The sequence below is a fragment of the Oceanobacter sp. 1_MG-2023 genome, assembly GCF_030689025.1.
Taxonomy (GTDB): Bacteria; Pseudomonadota; Gammaproteobacteria; order Pseudomonadales; family Oceanobacteraceae; genus Oceanobacter.
Map to the genome: position 1 here is coordinate 167,425 of NZ_JAUYWA010000001.1, position 18,494 is coordinate 185,918.

The following is an 18,494-nucleotide window of genomic DNA, read 5'->3' on the forward strand; positions in this document are numbered from 1 at the left end:
GCGCATCGCGGGAACGGATGTCCCCACTAGCTACCAACGCTGTTCATCAACCAGCCGATCAACAGTACCTGCGGCACCGTGATCAACGGCAAAAACAGCGCGATCTTCCAGCTCCGTGTCGTGTCTTTAAGCGACATGATCTCGGTGTAATCCGTTGCAGCACCCGCCATCAGAAAGGTAAAACTGTTACCTGGTGCTGCAGCACGTGTCACCAGATCGGCAGCGATTGGGCTGGAGCCTTCCGAGCACACTTCAATCACGGTGGCCGCCAGCAAGGTCATAAACATCCCGGCGGCCGTTGCGCCAAACCAGGTATTAAAGCTTTCTTCCGGCACAAAGGCCCGCACCAGCGCAACCAGCACCACGCCCAGAAATACCCAGCGCAACACCGACCGCGATTCTTTTAATCCTTGCCAGAACATGGCTGCCAGGCCTGGCAAGCTCCAGTCTTCATCGCGCCAGACCTGCTTCAATATGGCTTTGGCATTTACTGGCTGTGGCTCTTGATGGTGGGGATTGGCAGGTAACACACCCTTCACGACCAGCCGATCAAATATCAGCCCGCTGATCCAGGCAATCACTAACGACGCGGCGATAAAGGTTAATGTCCACTGCAGGCCGATCAGGCCAACCAGAATGAGCGTCAGGGTTAGTGAGTTCCATGGGCTGGCAATCAAAAATGCCATCACCTGACCAATACTGGCGCCGCGCTCATACAACTTCATACCAATCATCAAAATGCCGTGATTACAGAGATCGAGCATCAGCCCGGCCAGAGTGGCACGAAAAATACCCTGCTGCGTCCCCGCCTGTCCCAGTACCGACATCACCAGCTCACGCGGAATCCGCCCGAGCAGACCAACAAAGACAGATGCCGAAATAATCCCCCACCACATGGCGTTGACCATTTCGAACGAGGTGTGCATCAGGGTGGATACCCAGGTTAATCCGACATCGCCCAGTGACAACCAGCCCAGATAACCGGCAACGACAAACAGGCCGCTGCCCCACAATACCCAGTCAAACGAGGCACTCGGGGCACAGCAATCGGCGCCATCAGTCGATTCATCACCGCCGCCACAACAACTGGAAGATGTGGCCCTGGCCGCTGTTGCAGCCGCCGCAGGTACAAACACAACAGGGCCAGCCGCCACTGCCGGGGCACCACCACAGCAACTACCTGCCGATACTGCAGCAGGTTCGGTATTGGCTACACCTGATTCACTTAAACAAGATGACTTGCTACTGTCACTGCTACCGCAACAGCGCCCGGATTCACTCATTGTCGACTCCACCATGCCATATATTCAAATGACTATTATTCGCAGCCTGTATAGTGCCGAAAAAGTTAGCCTGAACACAATACTTTCGTCGGGGATACAGCAAGGGAATGGATTTGAACAGAACATACAAGTTCCGCCAGAGCAGCGGCAAATCGATAATTGCCGCGGTGCTTTGATTCTGAGGTGGCTGGCCACTGGCCAGCCACCAACAACCAACAACCAACAACCAACAACCAACAACCAACAACTGACAATAACTACAAACTGACCACGACCGCATCAGCGCTGCGTTTGGCCTTGTTGCGAGCTTGTTCCTCTGACTCAGCCCGAGCCAACGCCACACCGAGACGTCGCTTGCCCTGTACTTCCGGTTTGCCAAACAGACGCAGCTGGGTATCGGCTTCCATCATGGCGGTAAACAGGTTGCCGTATTGCATCGTACCTGACTGCCCCTCCACCAGCACTACCGCTGATGCCGACGGCCCGAACTGGCGAATCGACGGAATCGGCAATCCGAGAATCGCCCGAGCGTGCAAGGCAAACTCTGACAGGTCTTGTGAAATCAGCGTTACCAGCCCGGTATCGTGTGGGCGTGGTGAGACCTCACTGAAAATCACCTCGTCACCTTTCACAAACAATTCAACGCCATACAGCCCCCAACCACCCAGCTCACTGGTCACCGTGGTCGCAATGGCTTGCGCCTGTTGTAACGCGGCAGCGGTCATTTGCTGTGGCTGCCAGGATTCCTGATAGTCGCCGTCTTGCTGGCGATGCCCAATCGGCTCACAGAAACTGGTCAAGGTACCGCCGGCACCATCACTATGACGGATAGTTAACAAAGTGATTTCAAAGTCAAAATCGACAAAGCCTTCAACAATCACCTTGCCCTGCCCGGCACGCCCACCTTCCTGGGCATAACGCCAGGCCGCAGCCAGCTCGTCGGCCGTGCGGACAAAACTTTGTCCTTTGCCTGAGGAGCTCATGATGGGCTTGATCAGACAGGGTAAACCAATCGTTTCCACCGCGGCGTAAAATTCACTTTCTGAGGCAGCAAAACGATAACTTGATGTGGGCACCCCCAAGGTTTCTGCCGCCAGACAACGGATACCTTCCCGGTTCATGGTCAGCTGGGTTGCCCGCGCCGTCGGCACTACGTGAAAACCTTCGCTTTCCAGTTCGGCCAGGGTTACCGTTGCAATGGCTTCGATTTCCGGCACGATCAGAGCCGGTTGCTCCTGCTGGATCACCGCACGCAAGGCCTGACCATCAAGCATATTGATCACATGACAGCGATCTGCAACCTGCATCGCCGGCGCATTGGCGTAACGATCAACGGCAATCACTTCACAACCCAGGCGCTGCAGTTCAATCACCACTTCCTTGCCGAGCTCGCCCGAGCCACACAACAGCACCCGGGTTGCTGTCGCAGAAAAAGGAGTACCGATAACCGGTGGATTCAGGGCAGCAGTCACATCAGACATAATCAGATTCTCTAGCAGATTATCAGGCAAACAGGCCAGCAAGAGAGCTGCCACAGCAGCCGTCACTCATGGCAATAAAAAACACACCAAACAACAATGAATAAAATCGACACATCAGGGTGCCGTATGCAAAAGACTCAGGAAGGGGGCGTGATAACAAATACGTTGCCGGATGCTTGCTCTCGCTGTTGACACAGGGCCAGCACATCACGCTTTTCAGGATTGGTCATTCGTCCCCAGCGACTGATTTCCAGTCCGGTACGATAACAGCCCTGACAAATGTCCTGGTTATCCAGCACACACACGTGCACACAAGGGGATTTGACCGGTAAACCAGTTCCGGCAGATGGCGTCGTATCCGTAGACAAGTACGGCCTCCAGCAGCAGTCAGCAAAACGTGAATGCTACCTGCTGGGCCAGATCAGAACAAGACGATTGAATTACACGTCTTCAGGATCTTCTGCGGTGGCGGGCGCCACGCTCCCCAAAGCGATGTTCGAGGAGAAATAACGGTTCATCATTTCAGCGGTGATATAGGCCGTCAGCCCCCAGATCTGGAAACGCTCATACATCCAGGTAGGCATACGGATCCCTTCACGATGAAAATAATCAGAGGGCGGTTGATTAAAAAAGGTCAGCGGCACATGGAACAAGCAATCCAGCTCACGAGGGTCGGCTGTCAATGCCACATCATGTGGGATAACGGCCAATACCGGTGTCACCAGAAAGCCGAACTTGGAGACTACCTGATCCAGTATACCCACCACTTTGACATGCTCTGGAGCCAGCCCGACTTCTTCGTGAGCTTCACGCAGTGCCGTCGCGATCAGATCAGTATCTACCTCATCCCGTTTGCCTCCAGGAAAAGCCACTTCACCCTGATGGGTTGGCATGCCCTGTGCGCGACGGGTTAATAATAATGATGGCTGATGGGGGTGATCGGTAACAGCAACCAGAACCGCTGCTTCACGCAGACCGGCACGGGAGAAGTGTCGGGGTTCATGGTCCTGCCACTCCTGGGATAATCGTAAAAAAAGGTCGTATTGATTCATGTTTAACAGTTTAGTAGGGCGATCTTGTAATCGCCAAAAAAAGAGCCAGAAATTATTCCAGCACCGGACAACCGGCTAAAGCAGATTATATGCCAAAACATTCCTCATGATGAGTAAATATAGTCATTTTTTAAAAAATCAACTAGACGTCAGTCCAAACCGATGGGCACCTGATCACTCAGTATCCCGCTCCTTTACTGCGGCAGAGATACCGGGCAGAGATACCGGACAACCACCACAGCGGGATGCGCGGTTTCCGCAGCCGGGCAGGAATGAACAAGGTATACTCATGACAAGTGTCTGATTGATCGGCCAGACCATCACCAGAGCATCGGCAAATCACAATGAGGACGGGATGAAATACTGCAGCGAGTGCGCCAATATCATCGAGCGACGCATCCCCGAAGGGGACAACCATGAACGCGATGTATGCAGCGTTTGCGATACCATATTCTACAGCAACCCCCGGATTGTCGCTGGCACATTACCTGTGTATCAAGGCAAGATTTTGCTCTGCAAACGCGCTATTGAACCCCGGTTGGGCTACTGGACCTTGCCCGGTGGTTTTATGGAAAACGACGAAGGTACCGAGCAGGCAGCCTTGCGGGAAACCTGGGAAGAAGCCTACGCCAAGGTCAATATCACGTCGCTGTTCAGCATGATTTCCGTCACCCATATCAGTCAGGTGCATCTGTTTTTTCTGGCAGATTTACCTACGCCCGAGTTTTCATCCGGCCCGGAAAGTCTGGAAGTTGCCCTGTTCGCTCCCGAAGATATTCCCTGGCAGTCGCTGGCATTCGCTACCGTCGAACAGACATTACGACGCTATCTCGACAATCCACATCCAGCTCAACCACACATTTTCAATATCAGCCGCAACCGGCTGAGCAGCGAGCCGGAGTAATCCGGCACCTTGGCGCAAGAATCAGGGTAATTCAGACTCATCCACCAGCCTGACCAGATCAAATGCCGGCTCTTCGTACGGGTGTGCCAGCCGCAAGGCTGCCAGCACCGCCCGGACAGAATCGTCGGCAGAGACCAGTTCAACCCGGTATTCATCAACCCGGGTCAGCTGCCCGGACTGGCCAAGATAAGGGTTAGCCGCAGTGGACGGACAAAATTGCCCGGTTCCCAGCACTTGCCAGCAACATTGGCTGTATTCCCCCAACTGGCCACCACCAGAGGCAAAGACCGCTTGCTTCACCGATGCCAGATGGCTGACTGGCACGTAAAACCCCACTTTGTACATATACTTCTCCTGTCGGTTTCAACTCAGCTATCGGTCAGTTGCTCCAACCCCGTCAAGATGATGAGTGCCTGTTCACGGCTGTCGCCACAAAAATCGGCTTCCGCCTGAAACTGCCCGCACACCTGCGGCCGTTCCGGTGAAGCAAAGATACGGCAGAGATTATCATCTGCCAGCTGAATACAACGTTCCCCTGCCCGTTTGCCATCAGGCATACCGGGGATCGGCGCACTGATCGACGGTGCGATACAGCAAGCTCCACAACCAAGTCGACATTCCAAATACCATGCTCCTATCAACAACGATCAACAATCAGACCAACACATTACCAGGCCACTCAACCAGGCCACGCAAGCTCATACCATCCGGAAACGATACGCCACACTGACTCCCATACCAGAGGTCGAAGCAATTCACACAACGCAACAAAGCGCGGCAGCAACACCCGGCATGGCCGTTTCATACCCTTGCCATCCAGCGCCCTGTGGTTTAGCCTTCCGGCACTATTTATGTATCCAGGACGTCAATCCATGAAGGCTATTGCTTTTCGCCCGGTTTGTACGCTAGCGCTGCTGGCTTCCAGTCAACTGGCCTTTGCAGCAGACAGCAGTAAGGACGACCACACCAACTTTCGGGTTGGTCTGGCAGCCACTACGCTGGATATTGATCCTGGGGCGGATTACTTCACGGATGCTGGCGATACAGGCATGTCGCTGTTTGCTGAATACCCCCAGTCGGATCACACCGCCACACGTTTTTTAGTCTACCGCATACATCAGGATGGCAAGGATGTTACCGGCTTTGAGACCCAATTAATGTGGGGGTGGGGTTTGTCCCAACCCGGCTTTCGTCTTTATACCGGCCCGGCCTGGCACCGTGAAAAGATTGCCTTGCAGGGTAACAACGGCCGCCGAACCGGTGTATTTAATGGTTGGGGCTGGCAAATCGGTACCGGCTATCAGCTCGGGGCTGTCACGCTCGATATTGCCGGTACTTTCCGTGACGACCAGGATTATCGCAACCAGAATCGACGCACAGGCGCTTCCGGGCAACGCCCGAACGTCTGGCTGACCAGTGCCCTGATCAGCTATCGCTTTTAATTCAGATCCGTTTACTTGAAGCGCTTGACCCCAGGCGCTTGCCATTTGGGAATGTTATGACCAACCCTGTCACCGTCCGCTATATGTCCCGCTCCGAAATTGAAAGCCTGATGTACAGCCTGACGGCTGATTCCGATAATGAGCAGGCCCAGTTGTTTGAGGCCATTACTCGCCGGTTACTGGAAATTCTGGAGTCAGAGAATCGCTAGCGAGCCTCTGATTCCATCCAATACTTACTCTTTGCCTTTGCCTTTGACACCCAGTCGCTGTTCCAGCTGCTGACACAGTATTTTCAGTGCCTTGATTCTGGCAAAACGTTTGCTGTTGGCTTCAATCAGGTGCCATGGTGCAACCTCGGTACTGGTGCGCTCCACCATATCATTTACTGCCTGCTCATAATCAACCCAGCGCTCCCGGTTACGGTAGTCTTCGTCAGTAATCTTGTGACGCTTGTAGCTGATGGTTTCGCGTTCCTTGAAACGCTTGAGCTGTTCGTCCGCATCGATATGCAGCCAGAATTTCACCACGACCGTTCCGTGCTCAACCAGCTGTGATTCAAAATCATTGATCTCACTGTAGGCCCGCAACCATTCAGATCGGCTGGCCAGGCCCTCTACCCGTTCAACCAGTACTCGCCCATACCAGCTGCGATCGTACATGGTTACTCGTCCATCACGGGGAATATGACGCCAGAATCGCCAGAGATAATGATGGGCATTTTCTTCATCCGTTGGAGCCGCAATCGGTATGATCTGATAATTACGGGCATCCAGCGCGGGGACAATACGGCGAATCAGACCGCCCTTGCCTGCGGCATCCCATCCTTCCAGCACAATCACCATGGAGACCTGCTGCTCATAGGCTCGCCGTGCCAGTAACGACAACTTGCCTTGCCAGTGCTCCAGCTTCTGACGATAGGTGCTTTTGTCGAGTGACTGATCCATATCCAGATTCCCCAGCAGGGTTTTCTGACGGTGAATCAGTGCCACAGTCTCGCTGTTTTCGTCGTCCTGGGCGGCATCGCTATGGGCATGTAACGTCAGATGCTGCTGTATCCGCTCCAGCAAATGGTTGGCCACCGTGATATCGCGATAGTTGGGGTCCGCGCTTTCAATCACCACCCAGGGAGCTTCGGCGGTGCTGGTCTGGCGCAGGGTATGTTCTGCCGTTGAGCGAAAGTCGTCATACAGGGCCAGGTGAAGCTTGTCTTTTTCAGTAACACGCCAGGCCGTTGCCGGGTCCGATGCCAGTTGCTGCAAGCGCAATTGCTGCTGGTCTTTCGACAAATGCAGCCAGAGCTTGATAACCAGTGCGCCATCCTCAACCAACATACGCTCAAAGATGCGAATGTGCGCCAGATAACCATCCAGCTCAATGTCATTCAGAGTCTTGTCGACCCGCAAGGCAATCGGGTCGCTGTACCAGGAGCCGATATACAGCCCGATACGACCCTTCTGCGGCAGAGCCTGCCAGAAGCGCCAGTAATCTGGACGTTCGCGCTCATCCTGGGTTTTATCATCAAATGCCAGCGTGCGCAGATAACGAGGATCCAGCCATTCGTTCAGACGATTGACCAACACCCCCTTGCCGGCACCATCACTGCCGGAGACCAGCACAATAACCGGAAAATCGGCCTGGCTCAGTGTCCGCTGCATTTCCAGTAACTGGGTGCGTAATTCCGGAACCCGTTTATCAAATTCCTCACGAGACAGTGCCTGCCCCAGTTCTGCAACCTCAAACATAGTCTCTCCATTCCAGTGTCTATCGAGCGAATAGTGTGCGCGCAATCCAGGCAAGCACAATGTCTTATTTTTGCAGCATTCAGCAGAACTGCAATGATCAGCATCAGCAGCCGATAACGACGATGAACCCGGGTTGGCGCTGGTTACAGTGATATTTTCAGCGCGAAAAAATCATTGCAAGGCAGAACAGAACGACCGCAGAACGAGACAGCCAGGCATAAAAAAGCCCCGGTTGGGCCAAATCCAACCGAGGCAATCTTCTTCCTGAGCACAGAAGACGTGAAGCTTATTCGTCAGAACCCAACACACCAAAGATTTGCAGCAGGCTGACGAACAAGTTGTACAAAGAGACATACAAAGAAACGGTTGCCATGATGTAGTTGGTTTCACCACCATGCAGAATATTACTGGTTTCGTAAGCAATCAGGCCGCTCATCAGAATGACAAACATGCCAGAGACCGCCAGTGACAAGGCCGGCAACTCAAACAGGAAAGCACCCAATGCCAGCACAAACGCCATGATAATACCGACCATCAGGGTTTTTCCCCAACCGGACAGGTCTTTACCAGTCGACAGCACCCAGCCAGACATACCAAAGAAAATCAGACCGGTTGTACCCAGTGCACTCATGATAATGCCGCTACCACCAGGAATGCTGGCGTACATCGACAGAATAGGTCCCAGGGTGTAACCCATAAACCCGGTCAGGGCGAACACAGACAAGATACCGACCGCGCTTTCCTTGGTTTTGTGTACCAGGAACAGCAAACCAAAATAACCAACCAGCGTCAGAATAAAGCCAGGGTGTGGCCAGCCCATCGACATGGAGGTACCCGCCACCGCCGCACTGAACAACAGCGTCATGGACAGCAGCATATAGGTATTACGCAGAACCTTGCGGCCAGCAGCCTGATCCTGAAAATCTTCCATCGGTACAGCGGTAGCGTCAGCTCGCGATGGTTTGGTGTAATAATCTGGACGACTCATACAGTTTCTCCTGATGAATACTAGTTAGAGCGTGTTTGGAGCGGTTTTCATTGTAGAAAGCATTGTACGGAGCAGCAATAAAAAATAATATTCGAATTATCTTTTACTCATTGCTCGGTTTTTTCGATCTATGCACCGCATAAACTACAAGCATTTACAGTACTTTCATAGTGTTGCGACAGAAGGCAGCATTCAGCTGGCAGCGATACGGCTGAGCGTCACTCCTCAAACCATCAGCGGCCAGTTAAAAATACTGGAAGATGACCTCGGCGTCGCCCTGTTTGCCAAGTCTGGCCGTGGCCTGGAATTGACCGACGCCGGTCGGGTGGCACTGGATTACAGCCGACAAATATTCCAGCTCGGGGATGAGTTACAAGAAGTGATGAATCTTGGCATCACCGAACGGCCTTCCGAATTTCGAGTGGGTATTGTCGATGCGTTACCCAAATCCATCGCTCACCGGCTGCTGAGCCCGGCCATGTTGTTGCCCGGCACCATGAGGATTGTCTGCCATGAAGAACAAATGTCGTCGCTATTGGGAGAATTGGCGGTACACCGGCTGGATTTGATATTGGCCGACAGCCCAATTCCTCCGGGTATGAACATCCGCTGCTTTAACCACCTGCTCGGTCGCAGCCGGCTAGCCTGCTTCGCCACCCCGGAGCTGGTACAACAGCAGCAAGGTAAACGGACTTTTCCCGATATGCTAAACGAAGCCCCGGTTCTGCTGCCCACCGACACCGCCTCCGGCTTACGTACCGACCTGTTGAGCTGGTTTAACCATACCGGTATCGCCGTCAGAATTGCCGGAGAATTTGACGACTCGGCACTGTTAAAAGCCTTTGGTAGCCAGGGCCATGGCTACTTTTTTGCACCCGATGTCATTCGCGAAGAAATTTGCGCCAAATACCAGGTGCGCTGCGTCGGCACAGTCAAAGAACTGATGCAGGAGTTTTATGCAATTTCAGCAGAACGCCGTATCAGTCATCAGGCGGTCGCTGCCATCACCCGGCAAACACCGCTCGGTGAAATCGGCTGAGATACCAGAATAATCAATACTCTACTCTGCTACCAGGACTTCCGCCCGCCAGTTGCCTGTCTCACCGCCCAGAGTGTGGGCCAGGCGTGGCAACAGCGCTTCCATCCGTGCTTTCAGGGTATAAGGCGGGTTGATCAGAATCATGCCGGAAGCGGTCATGCCCCGCTCCTCGGTATCCGCCGCAATGCCCAGTTCAAACAACTGGATATTACGTATCCTCGAAGACTGGAATGCCCGTTCCAACTGGTCGATACGGTGCCGTTCCACAACCGGATACCACAACGCATAGGTTGCCGTTGCCATGCGGCGGTACGCTGCGACCAGGGTCTCAACCACAGTGTGATAATCGGTTTTGATTTCATACGGTGGGTCCATCAATACCAGACCGCGCTTGATATGGGTCGGTAACAGCGCGATCAACCCTGCGAATCCGTCTTCTCCCCGTACCTGAACACGGCGATCCCGTTGCATCATTTGTTCCAGAATAGCCAGATCCTGAGGATGTAGTTCATACAAGAATGCCCGGTCCTGCGGCCGTAAATAATGCTGCCCAAACCAGGGAGAACCCGGATAGACAGGTTCTTCTGCGGCTTGCTGGCACTGACCGACCGCGTCCAGATAAGCACCCAGCTCAGGCCAGTCGGCTGCCGCCAAGCGGCCAATTCCAGTGCGATATTCTTCATTTTTTATCGCTTCGACTGATTCCAGCAAATAAACACCAGCCGCTGCATGGGTATCGATATAAACAAACGGCTTGTCCTTGCGCTGCAGATACTCCAGCACTTCAACCTGAATCAGATGTTTGAGTACATCGGCAAAATTACCCGCATGAAACGAATGGCGATAACTGAGCATAAACACTCCGGTTGGTTAACAATCACTGCGTCCTGCTCCGTTACAAGCAAACGCCATAGTCATAAAACAAGAATGCCGCGGCCTCCATAAGAAACCGCGGCATTTAGCAGATCAGACCCCGATCAAGGACGGTCGTCGACCTCTTCTTCTGTTTCCGGTGGAATCAGATCTTCACGGCTGAGTTTCATCAACACCAGAATATTCACCGCGACATAGATCGACGAATAAGTACCCACCAACACACCGATCATCAATGCCAGGGCAAAGTTATGGATCAGCTCGCCCCCGACTACCAGCAACGCCAGCAGTACCAATGCCGTCGTGATCGATGTCATCAGCGTCCGGTCCAGCGTCTGGTTCAGGGATTCGTTCATGATACCCAGAGCATCACTGCGGCGCAGAATACGGAAATTTTCCCGAATCCGGTCAGCCACCACAATGGTATCGTTCAAGGAATAACCAATCACCGCCAGCACTGCTGCCAGTACCGTCAGGTCAAACTCCCACTGGAACAGCGAGAACAGCCCCAGAATGATCATCACATCATGGAACAGGGCAAATACTGCCCCCACCGAGAATTTGAACTGAAAGCGGGCCGCAACGTAAATCATTACAACCGTCAGAGCCAGCAGTAATGCCAGCCCGCCCTGATCACGCAATTCTTCACCGACATTAGCCCCCACAAACTCACTACGCTTCAGGGTCAGGGAATTACCCTCTGCGGAAGCCTGCAATATATCCAGCACCTCGTTACCGAGATTGTCCCGGAAGGCTTCTGACATCCGCACCAGAATGTCGGTCTCAGAACCAAAGTTCTGCACCGTCACACCACTGTAGCCGGCCTCATCCAGTGCCGCGGAAATATCATCCAGCGGCTGAGGCGTTGCATACTGGACTTCCAGCAAGGTACCGCCGGTAAAATCCAGGCCAAAGTTCAAGCCCTGTACTGCCAATGAACCAATCGATACCACCAGCAACAAGCCGGACAGCACCATGGCTCCCATACGCAAGCGCATAAAATCGAAGGATTTTTTCATCAGACCTTACCTCCGATAGACAGGGACTCAAGACGGCGGCCACCATAAATAGCGTTGGCCAGTGCCCGCGTCAGCATGATAGCGGTAAACATGGATGTGATGATCCCGAACGACAGGGTTACGGCAAAACCCTTCACCGGCCCGGTGCCTGCGGCAAACAGAATGACCGCCACAATCAGCGTGGTCAGGTTGGCATCAAGAATTGTTACAAAAGCCCGGTTATAGCCTTCATGAATGGCTTGCTGCGGTGATCGTCCAGCCCGTAATTCTTCACGAATACGAGAGAAAATCAGCACATTGGCATCCACCGCCATACCCACCGTCAAGACGATACCGGCAATCCCCGGCAAGGTCAGCGTCGCACCGACAATGCTCATCATGGCAATCAATACGACTACGTTTGCCATCAGCGCCACATTGGCAATCATGCCAAACGCCCGGTAGTACACCACCATCAGTACCAGCACCATAGCCAGGCCAAGAATGACCGAGTTAACACCCATCTCGATATTTTCTTTACCCAGGCTTGGGCCAACCGTGCGTTCTTCAACGAAGTACATCGGTGCCGCCAGTGCCCCTGCCCGTAACAGCAAGGCCAGTTCAGAGGCTTCGGCAGACTCCAGGCCGGTAATCCGGAAACTGGAACCCAGCGTGCTCTGAATGGTTGCCAGAGAAATAATTGATTTCTCGACCACCTGAATGGTTTTTGTCATTTCGACACCATCGACCATTTCATAACTGGTTTGTGGCTTGCGCTCAACAAACAGCACGGCCATACGGCGCTTGATCGACTTGCGGGTCACCTGGGTCATGATCGCGCCACCCTTGGAATCCAGGTCGATATTCACTTGCGGGAAGCCGTTTTCATCAAAGGATGACTGTGCATTGGTCACATGATCACCCGTGGCAATCACGGTCTTTTCCAAACGCGCAGTACGGAACTGATCCGTGCGGAACAAATATTCTTCTGTTGTAAACCGGTTGGCACCCGGATCGGCTTCAAGACGGAACTCCAGGTTGGCAGCCTTGCCAAGAATTTTCTTCGCTTCGGCAGTATCCTGAACACCCGGCAGCTCCACCACAATACGGTTACGACCCTGACGTTGTACCAGTGGCTCGGCAACCCCCAGCTCATTCACCCGATTACGTAATGTGGTCAGGTTTTGCTTGAGGGCGTAATCTTCCATTTCCTTGATTTTCTGTTCGCTGATGGTCAGTTCCAGACCATACTGATCAGCAACTTTGATTTCTTCGCGCCAGAATTCCGGGTACTCACGAATCAGAAAGCTGTTTGCCTCATCCCGAACAGCGACATCCACAAACTGCAGTACCAGCTTGTCGCCATTCACCAGCACCCGGCGATACTTGATCCCCTCTTCGCGCAAACGGGTGCGTAATTCTTCACGATAATTTTTTACACGGCTCGCCAGGTAGTCATCCATGTCCACTTCCATCAGGAAATGCACACCACCACTCAGATCCAGCCCCAGTGTCATCGGGCCAGCCCCCAGCGACAGCAACCAGTCAGGGGTTGTCGGAGCCAGGTTCAGCGCCACGATATAGTCATCACCCAGTTCCCGTTGTACCAGGTCCTTGGCAGCCAACTGCTGACCCGAACTGCCAATCCGGAACAACGCACTGCTGCCATTCACTTCATCACCCAGTACATCAACACTGTTGTCTGCCAGGATAGTACGGACTCGGGACATCAGGCTGGCGGACATTTCGGCACCGGCACGGGTAGGTGTGACCTGTACAGCCGGGTCCGGCGGATACAGGTTAGGTGCGGCATAAACCGCCGCAAGCGCCAATACCACCAGTATCAGCAAGTTTTTCCAGAGGGGATACTTATTGAGCATAATCTGCCCTTATGAAAACTCGATTCGGATGTGCCAGCAGTTGTAACACCACCACTGACAGCATCAGGAAAGATCAGCCCAAAACGTCTTTGATCGTGCCTTTTGGCAGCACCATGGTGACGGCTACTTTTTGTACCGGCAATTCAATGCCGTTCGCCACTTCCATGACCACAAAATCTTCTGTGACCTTGGTTACTTTACCCAGCATGCCACCAGCCATAACCACTTCATCGCCCTTGGTCAGGTTGGTAATCAGGTTTTTGTGTTCTTTCTGACGCTTGCTTTGTGGACGCCATAGCAAGAAGTAGAAAATCAGCAGGAAACCACCCAGGAACACCAGCTGACCAGTAATACCCATTGGTGCTTCCGCACCTTCTGCCATCGCAAACCCGGAAAAGGTCAACGCCATCACAGCAAACAAAGCTTTCATGAAATACATTCTCCAAAAACAACCGACGCTCCCAACAGGGTAAAGCGACATGATTTTTATGATGTGCGCAATTCCGGGCTGACAAATCCTGAGCCTGCGCATGAAGATACCCGCCAGTATCCAAACCGGTCAGCCAGTTTGCGATATGGGGCTAAAAGCCGTACACCACAAGTCTGACCACCAGGATTATTTTTCCAGCGCTGGCGTTGTGCCACCACGTTTGGCGTAGAAATCATCAACAAAGGCCGCAAATGTACCTTCTTCGAGGGAGCGGCGCAAACCGTCCATCAATGTCTGGTAATAATGAAGATTATGAATACTGTTTAACGTAGCCCCTTGTATTTCCCTACATTTATCAAGGTGATACAGATAAGCGCGGCTATAATTCCGACAGGTGTAGCACTGGCATTCCGGATCAATCGGACCGGTATCATTACGATTGGCAGCGTTCCGCAATTTCACCACACCAAACGACGTAAACAGATGGCCATTACGGGCATTACGGGTTGGCATCACGCAATCAAACATATCCACACCACGACGCACCCCTTCGACCAGGTCTTCCGGCTTGCCAACGCCCATCAAATAGCGTGGTTTGTCCTGTGGCATTTTGGGGGCAACATGGGCCAGCACCCGCATCATATCGGGTTTGGGTTCCCCGACACTCAGGCCACCAATGGCATAACCGTCGAAATCAATGTCGAGCAAGCCTTGCAAGGATTCATCCCGCAACGATTCGTACATGCCGCCCTGAATAATGCCAAACAGGGCCGACGGATTATCACCATGGGCTGCCTTGGAGCGTTTTGCCCAACGTAATGACAACCGCATGGAATCCGCAGCTTCCTGTTCCGTGGCAGGGTACGGCGTGCATTCGTCAAAAATCATCACAATGTCGGAGCCAAGATCACGCTGCACTGCCATCGAGCTTTCCGGTGTCATCAAGACGCGATCGCCATTCACCGGCGACTGGAAGGTCACACCTTCTTCCGTGATTTTGCGCATATCGCCGAGGCTGAATACCTGAAAACCGCCTGAGTCCGTCAGGATCGGTTTTTTCCAGCCCATAAAACCATGCAGACCGCCATGCTGCTTGATCACTTCCGTGCCGGGACGCAACATCAAGTGAAACGTATTACCCAGAATAATTTCGGCGCCGAGGTCTTCGACCTGATCTGGATTCAGCCCCTTGACCGAGCCATAAGTGCCAACCGGCATAAACGCTGGAGTCTGGATATCCCCCCGAGGAAATGACACGGTGCCACGGCGGGCGTGACTGTGCTCATCGGAGGCGTGCAGGGTAAAGCTCATGGCGCACTGGCGCGCTGGGGTCTCGGATGTCATTCAGACTCCTGTGGGGCAATAGAATCAGCGGGAAAATGGGTAGCAGCGATCGCTTGCGATGTATTCTGAGCCGCCACGAATGGTCGCGACAGAAACATGGCATCACCATAGCTGTAAAAACGATAACCGGCAGTCACGGCATGCCGATAGGCGTCGAGTGTGTGTTGCTGTCCGGCAAACGCCGATACCAGCATAATAAGTGTGGATTCTGGCAAGTGAAAATTGGTGACGATTGCATCCACCGAACGGAACTGATAACCAGGATAGATAAAGATCCGGCTATCGCCATAAAACGGCGCTATTTCTCCGCTTTGGCTGGCACTTTCCAGACTGCGCACCGAAGTCGTACCGACTGCAATCACTCGCTTGCCAGCTGCTCGCGTCGCCTTCACCGCTGCCACGACATGCTCATCAACTTCGATGTACTCGGCGTGCATCTGGTGTTCCAGTACATTATCTACCTTGACCGGCTGAAAAGTACCCGCCCCGACATGCAGCGTAACAAACGCCAACTGCACGCCTTTCTCACGCAAAGCGGCCAGCATTGGCTCATCAAAATGTAACCCGGCCGTCGGAGCCGCTACCGCTCCAGGCTTTTCGGCATACACGGTCTGGTAACGCTGGCGGTCAAAATCATTGTCTTCCCGCTCCATATAATGGGGTAACGGAATATGCCCGGCCCGTTCCAGTAATGCCAACAAGGTCTCGTCGGTAACAAAGTGCAGATGGAACAGATTGGCTTCCCGGCCGATTACCTCCACAACGCACCCGGCAATCAACAGCGTCTGGCCAGGTTTGGGGGAACGTGATGCCCGGACATGGGCCAGCACGTTTGTACCTTCGAGCAGACGCTCGACAAGCACTTCGACTTTACCGCCCGAGCTTTTTTCACCAAAAAGCCGCGCCGGAATCACCTGGGTATTGTTAAAGACCAGTAGATCACCTGCTTCCACCTGCTCCAACAGGTCGGTAAAACAGGCATCGGTGGTCTGACCACTGACACCATCAAGCATCAGCAAACGGGATCCACTGCGTTGCTCGGTCGGATAACGAGCAATCAGCTCGTCCGGGAGTTCAAAACTGAAATCGCTGGTTTTCATGATGTCTATCGATTGCAAGAAAGAGGGATTGCCCGCCGCTGCACGCTATCATGCACTTTCGTTCGGGCAATAATGACCTCAAGGTTACCCAACAAGTCCGGCTAAGTTAAGAAATAACTTAAAATAATATTTGACAGAAAAATTTTCGACTGTAATATACGCGGCCACTGACAACTACTAAGCCAGAGTGGCGAAATTGGTAGACGCAGGGGATTCAAAATCCCCCGCCCTAGCGGGTGTGCCGGTTCGAGTCCGGCCTCTGGTACCAGAATGATTGTAGTTGTCAGCGGATTGCAAAATCCAAGCCCAGGTGGTGGAATTGGTAGACACGCTGTGTTCAGGTCGCAGTGAGCTATGCTCGTGGGAGTTCGAGTCTCCCCCTGGGCACCATTATTTTTCAGTAATGACCCTGTCGTTACCCTGTAAAAATAACGGTGCAGCAAGATGCAGGAAACACTGGCCGGAACAGTAACTCCGGGACTGGATATAACCAGTCAATAAAAATGCCCAGGTGGTGGAATTGGTAGACACGCTGTGTTCAGGTCGCAGTGAGCTATGCTCGTGGGAGTTCGAGTCTCCCCCTGGGCACCATCCTTTGTCCGAATCCGGACTGTCTTGATTTTCTTCTTACGTATTGTCCTTGTTTTTTATTGTCTGTTTTCCAGTGTTTGTCTACGCTTGGCTACCCCACGCCTGTCACACATCACTCCTCGACAATAAACGCCGACACAATACCATTAATGGCCCCAAGCAACGGACTCAAGTCAGCTCTTTGATGGCGGCGGTAATACCTTCAACCGTCAGCGGATACATTCGATTTTCCATCAGCTGCTGAATCATTCCGAGTGAGCCATAAGGCCCCCACCATCGTTGTGGTGTTGGATTCAGCCAAACGACATGGGGAAACCGCTGAGTAATACGTTGCAGCCAGACCGCACCGGCTTCGTCATTGTAGTGTTCGACGCTACCGCCCACATGGGTTACTTCGTAAGGGGCCATGCTGGCATCACCAACAAAGATAACCTTGTAATCACTGCCGTATTTATGCAGTACATCCCAGGTGCTGATACGTTCCTGATGGCGACGGTTATTGTTACGCCAGACGGATTCGTACACGCAATTATGAAAATAGAACCCCTCCATATGCTTGAACTCAGCACGGGCAGCAGAAAACAGTTCTTCGCACGCACGAATGTGTTCATCCATGGAACCGCCAACATCAAAAAAGAGCAACACCTTGACGGCGTTATGACGTTCGGGCACCAGTTTCAGATCCAGATAACCGGCATTCTGGGCCGTCGAGCGAATGGTGTCGTCGAGGTCAAGCTGGTCAGCGGCTCCCTGGCGGGCAAACTGGCGTAAACGACGCAGAGCCACTTTGATATTACGAATGCCGAGTTCAATGCTGTCGTCGAGATTGCGATAGTTGCGTTCTTCCCACACTTTAACGGCTTTGCGATGGCGGCTTTCGCCCTGCTCGATACGGATGCCTTCAGGGTTATAGCCGAATGCACCAAAGGCCGAGGTACCACCGGTGCCGATGTTCTTGCTGCCGCCCTGATGACGTTTGGTCTGATTTTCCAGTCGCTCCCGCAGGGCCTCAAGGATTTTATCGAGGCTGCCCAGCCCCTGCACTTCGGCTTTCTGGGCTTCGGTCATCACCCGCTCCAGCTCCTTGCGCAGCCAGTCATCGGGCAAGTCCAGTTCCTCCAGTGCTCCAGAGAAGGATTCCAGGCCACTGAAATAGGCAGCAAAGGCACGGTCAAAACGATCGTAGTATTTTTCGTCTTTGACCAGACAAAGCCGGGCCAGTGCATAGAACTCGTCAGCATCGGCAAACACCAGCCCTTGCTGCAACGCCCGCAACAGATCAAGGTATTCCCGCACCGAGGCCGGAACACCGGCGGCACGAACGGTCTGGAAAAAATCAATCAGCAC

The 18,494-nt window shown here is 53.1% G+C and carries 19 protein-coding genes and 3 tRNA genes; 7 read left to right on the forward strand and 15 right to left on the reverse strand.

The features are described 5' to 3' along the window. Positions 1–26: 26 nt before the first annotated feature. The 4 genes from Q8W22_RS00670 to Q8W22_RS00685 form a co-directional block, all read right to left on the reverse strand. Positions 27–1,283, reverse strand: a complete 1,257-nt coding sequence (locus Q8W22_RS00670) for a permease (protein WP_305451342.1) — start codon at positions 1,281–1,283, stop codon at positions 27–29. Positions 1,284–1,540: 257 nt separating this feature from the next. After that, entirely contained in the window at positions 1,541–2,764 is a 1,224-nt protein-coding gene (gene purT / locus Q8W22_RS00675; RefSeq protein WP_305451343.1) for a formate-dependent phosphoribosylglycinamide formyltransferase, read from the reverse strand. A 137-nt stretch (positions 2,765–2,901) separates the two neighbouring features. Further along, positions 2,902–3,132: a DUF1289 domain-containing protein gene (locus tag Q8W22_RS00680; RefSeq protein ID WP_303434622.1), complete on the reverse strand. Its 231-nt coding sequence runs from the start codon at positions 3,130–3,132 to the stop codon at positions 2,902–2,904. A 72-nt stretch (positions 3,133–3,204) separates the two neighbouring features. After that, a complete protein-coding gene (locus tag Q8W22_RS00685; RefSeq protein WP_303434623.1) occupies positions 3,205–3,816 on the reverse strand; it encodes a CoA pyrophosphatase in 612 nt (203 codons plus the stop codon). Positions 3,817–4,171: 355 nt separating this feature from the next. Between Q8W22_RS00685 and Q8W22_RS00690 the strand changes: the two genes are divergently transcribed. Beyond that, positions 4,172–4,720 carry an NUDIX hydrolase gene (locus Q8W22_RS00690; RefSeq protein ID WP_303434624.1) on the forward strand — a complete coding sequence of 183 codons (549 nt, stop codon included), beginning with the start codon at positions 4,172–4,174 and terminating at the stop codon, positions 4,718–4,720. A gap of 21 nt (positions 4,721–4,741) precedes the next feature. Here the strand turns inward: Q8W22_RS00690 and Q8W22_RS00695 are convergent, their stop codons facing one another. After that, positions 4,742–5,065, reverse strand: coding sequence for an NGG1p interacting factor NIF3 (locus tag Q8W22_RS00695; protein WP_305451344.1), 324 nt, complete (start codon positions 5,063–5,065; stop codon positions 4,742–4,744). Positions 5,066–5,088: 23 nt separating this feature from the next. Continuing rightward, positions 5,089–5,343, reverse strand: a complete 255-nt coding sequence (locus tag Q8W22_RS00700; RefSeq protein ID WP_303434626.1) for a YkgJ family cysteine cluster protein — start codon at positions 5,341–5,343, stop codon at positions 5,089–5,091. A 249-nt stretch (positions 5,344–5,592) separates the two neighbouring features. Between Q8W22_RS00700 and Q8W22_RS00705 the strand changes: the two genes are divergently transcribed. Together Q8W22_RS00705 and Q8W22_RS00710 are read left to right on the forward strand one after the other, a co-directional pair. Then, positions 5,593–6,162, forward strand: coding sequence for a hypothetical protein (locus Q8W22_RS00705; RefSeq protein WP_305451345.1), 570 nt, complete (start codon positions 5,593–5,595; stop codon positions 6,160–6,162). A gap of 56 nt (positions 6,163–6,218) precedes the next feature. Then, on the forward strand, positions 6,219–6,371 hold the full coding sequence (locus Q8W22_RS00710; protein WP_303434628.1) for a cell developmental protein SirA: 153 nt from the start codon (positions 6,219–6,221) through the stop codon (positions 6,369–6,371). Between the two features lie 24 nt (positions 6,372–6,395). Here the strand turns inward: Q8W22_RS00710 and pap are convergent, their stop codons facing one another. Both pap and Q8W22_RS00720 read right to left on the reverse strand, forming a co-directional pair. Beyond that, entirely contained in the window at positions 6,396–7,904 is a 1,509-nt protein-coding gene (pap, locus tag Q8W22_RS00715; protein ID WP_303434629.1) for a polyphosphate:AMP phosphotransferase, read from the reverse strand. 286 nt (positions 7,905–8,190) lie between these two features. Next, positions 8,191–8,892: a Bax inhibitor-1/YccA family protein gene (locus Q8W22_RS00720; protein WP_368501406.1), complete on the reverse strand. Its 702-nt coding sequence runs from the start codon at positions 8,890–8,892 to the stop codon at positions 8,191–8,193. A 130-nt stretch (positions 8,893–9,022) separates the two neighbouring features. Here Q8W22_RS00720 and nhaR point away from each other — a divergent pair, with 130 nt between their 5' ends. After that, on the forward strand, positions 9,023–9,931 hold the full coding sequence (nhaR, locus tag Q8W22_RS00725) for a transcriptional activator NhaR (RefSeq protein ID WP_303434630.1): 909 nt from the start codon (positions 9,023–9,025) through the stop codon (positions 9,929–9,931). A 21-nt stretch (positions 9,932–9,952) separates the two neighbouring features. Here the strand turns inward: nhaR and Q8W22_RS00730 are convergent, their stop codons facing one another. The 6 genes from Q8W22_RS00730 to queA form a co-directional block, all read right to left on the reverse strand. Beyond that, positions 9,953–10,786: a 23S rRNA (adenine(2030)-N(6))-methyltransferase RlmJ gene (locus Q8W22_RS00730; protein ID WP_303434631.1), complete on the reverse strand. Its 834-nt coding sequence runs from the start codon at positions 10,784–10,786 to the stop codon at positions 9,953–9,955. Positions 10,787–10,908: 122 nt separating this feature from the next. Beyond that, entirely contained in the window at positions 10,909–11,823 is a 915-nt protein-coding gene (gene secF / locus Q8W22_RS00735) for a protein translocase subunit SecF (protein WP_303434632.1), read from the reverse strand. After that, the gene (gene secD / locus Q8W22_RS00740; RefSeq protein ID WP_303434633.1) at positions 11,823–13,682 is read right to left on the reverse strand and encodes a protein translocase subunit SecD; all 1,860 of its coding nucleotides are present in this window, start codon (positions 13,680–13,682) and stop codon (positions 11,823–11,825) included. The genes secF and secD overlap by 1 nt, the downstream gene beginning before the upstream one ends. A gap of 73 nt (positions 13,683–13,755) precedes the next feature. Beyond that, positions 13,756–14,112 (reverse strand): preprotein translocase subunit YajC, encoded by a 357-nt coding sequence (gene yajC / locus Q8W22_RS00745; RefSeq protein WP_303434634.1) that lies wholly within the window; start codon positions 14,110–14,112, stop codon positions 13,756–13,758. A 186-nt stretch (positions 14,113–14,298) separates the two neighbouring features. Next, positions 14,299–15,423, reverse strand: a complete 1,125-nt coding sequence (tgt, locus tag Q8W22_RS00750; protein WP_303434638.1) for a tRNA guanosine(34) transglycosylase Tgt — start codon at positions 15,421–15,423, stop codon at positions 14,299–14,301. A gap of 29 nt (positions 15,424–15,452) precedes the next feature. Then, positions 15,453–16,556, reverse strand: coding sequence for a tRNA preQ1(34) S-adenosylmethionine ribosyltransferase-isomerase QueA (gene queA / locus Q8W22_RS00755; RefSeq protein ID WP_303434635.1), 1,104 nt, complete (start codon positions 16,554–16,556; stop codon positions 15,453–15,455). Positions 16,557–16,737: 181 nt separating this feature from the next. Between queA and Q8W22_RS00760 the strand changes: the two genes are divergently transcribed. The 3 genes from Q8W22_RS00760 to Q8W22_RS00770 all read left to right on the forward strand — a co-directional run bounded on the left by Q8W22_RS00760 (position 16,738) and on the right by Q8W22_RS00770 (position 17,147). Beyond that, positions 16,738–16,824, forward strand: a tRNA-Leu gene (locus tag Q8W22_RS00760). A 36-nt stretch (positions 16,825–16,860) separates the two neighbouring features. After that, positions 16,861–16,946, forward strand: a tRNA-Leu gene (locus Q8W22_RS00765). A gap of 115 nt (positions 16,947–17,061) precedes the next feature. Next, positions 17,062–17,147, forward strand: a tRNA-Leu gene (locus tag Q8W22_RS00770). 168 nt (positions 17,148–17,315) lie between these two features. Here Q8W22_RS00770 and Q8W22_RS00775 read toward each other — a convergent pair. Continuing rightward, complete coding sequence (locus tag Q8W22_RS00775) at positions 17,316–18,494, reverse strand: VWA domain-containing protein (protein ID WP_305413738.1); 1,179 nt, start codon at positions 18,492–18,494, stop codon at positions 17,316–17,318.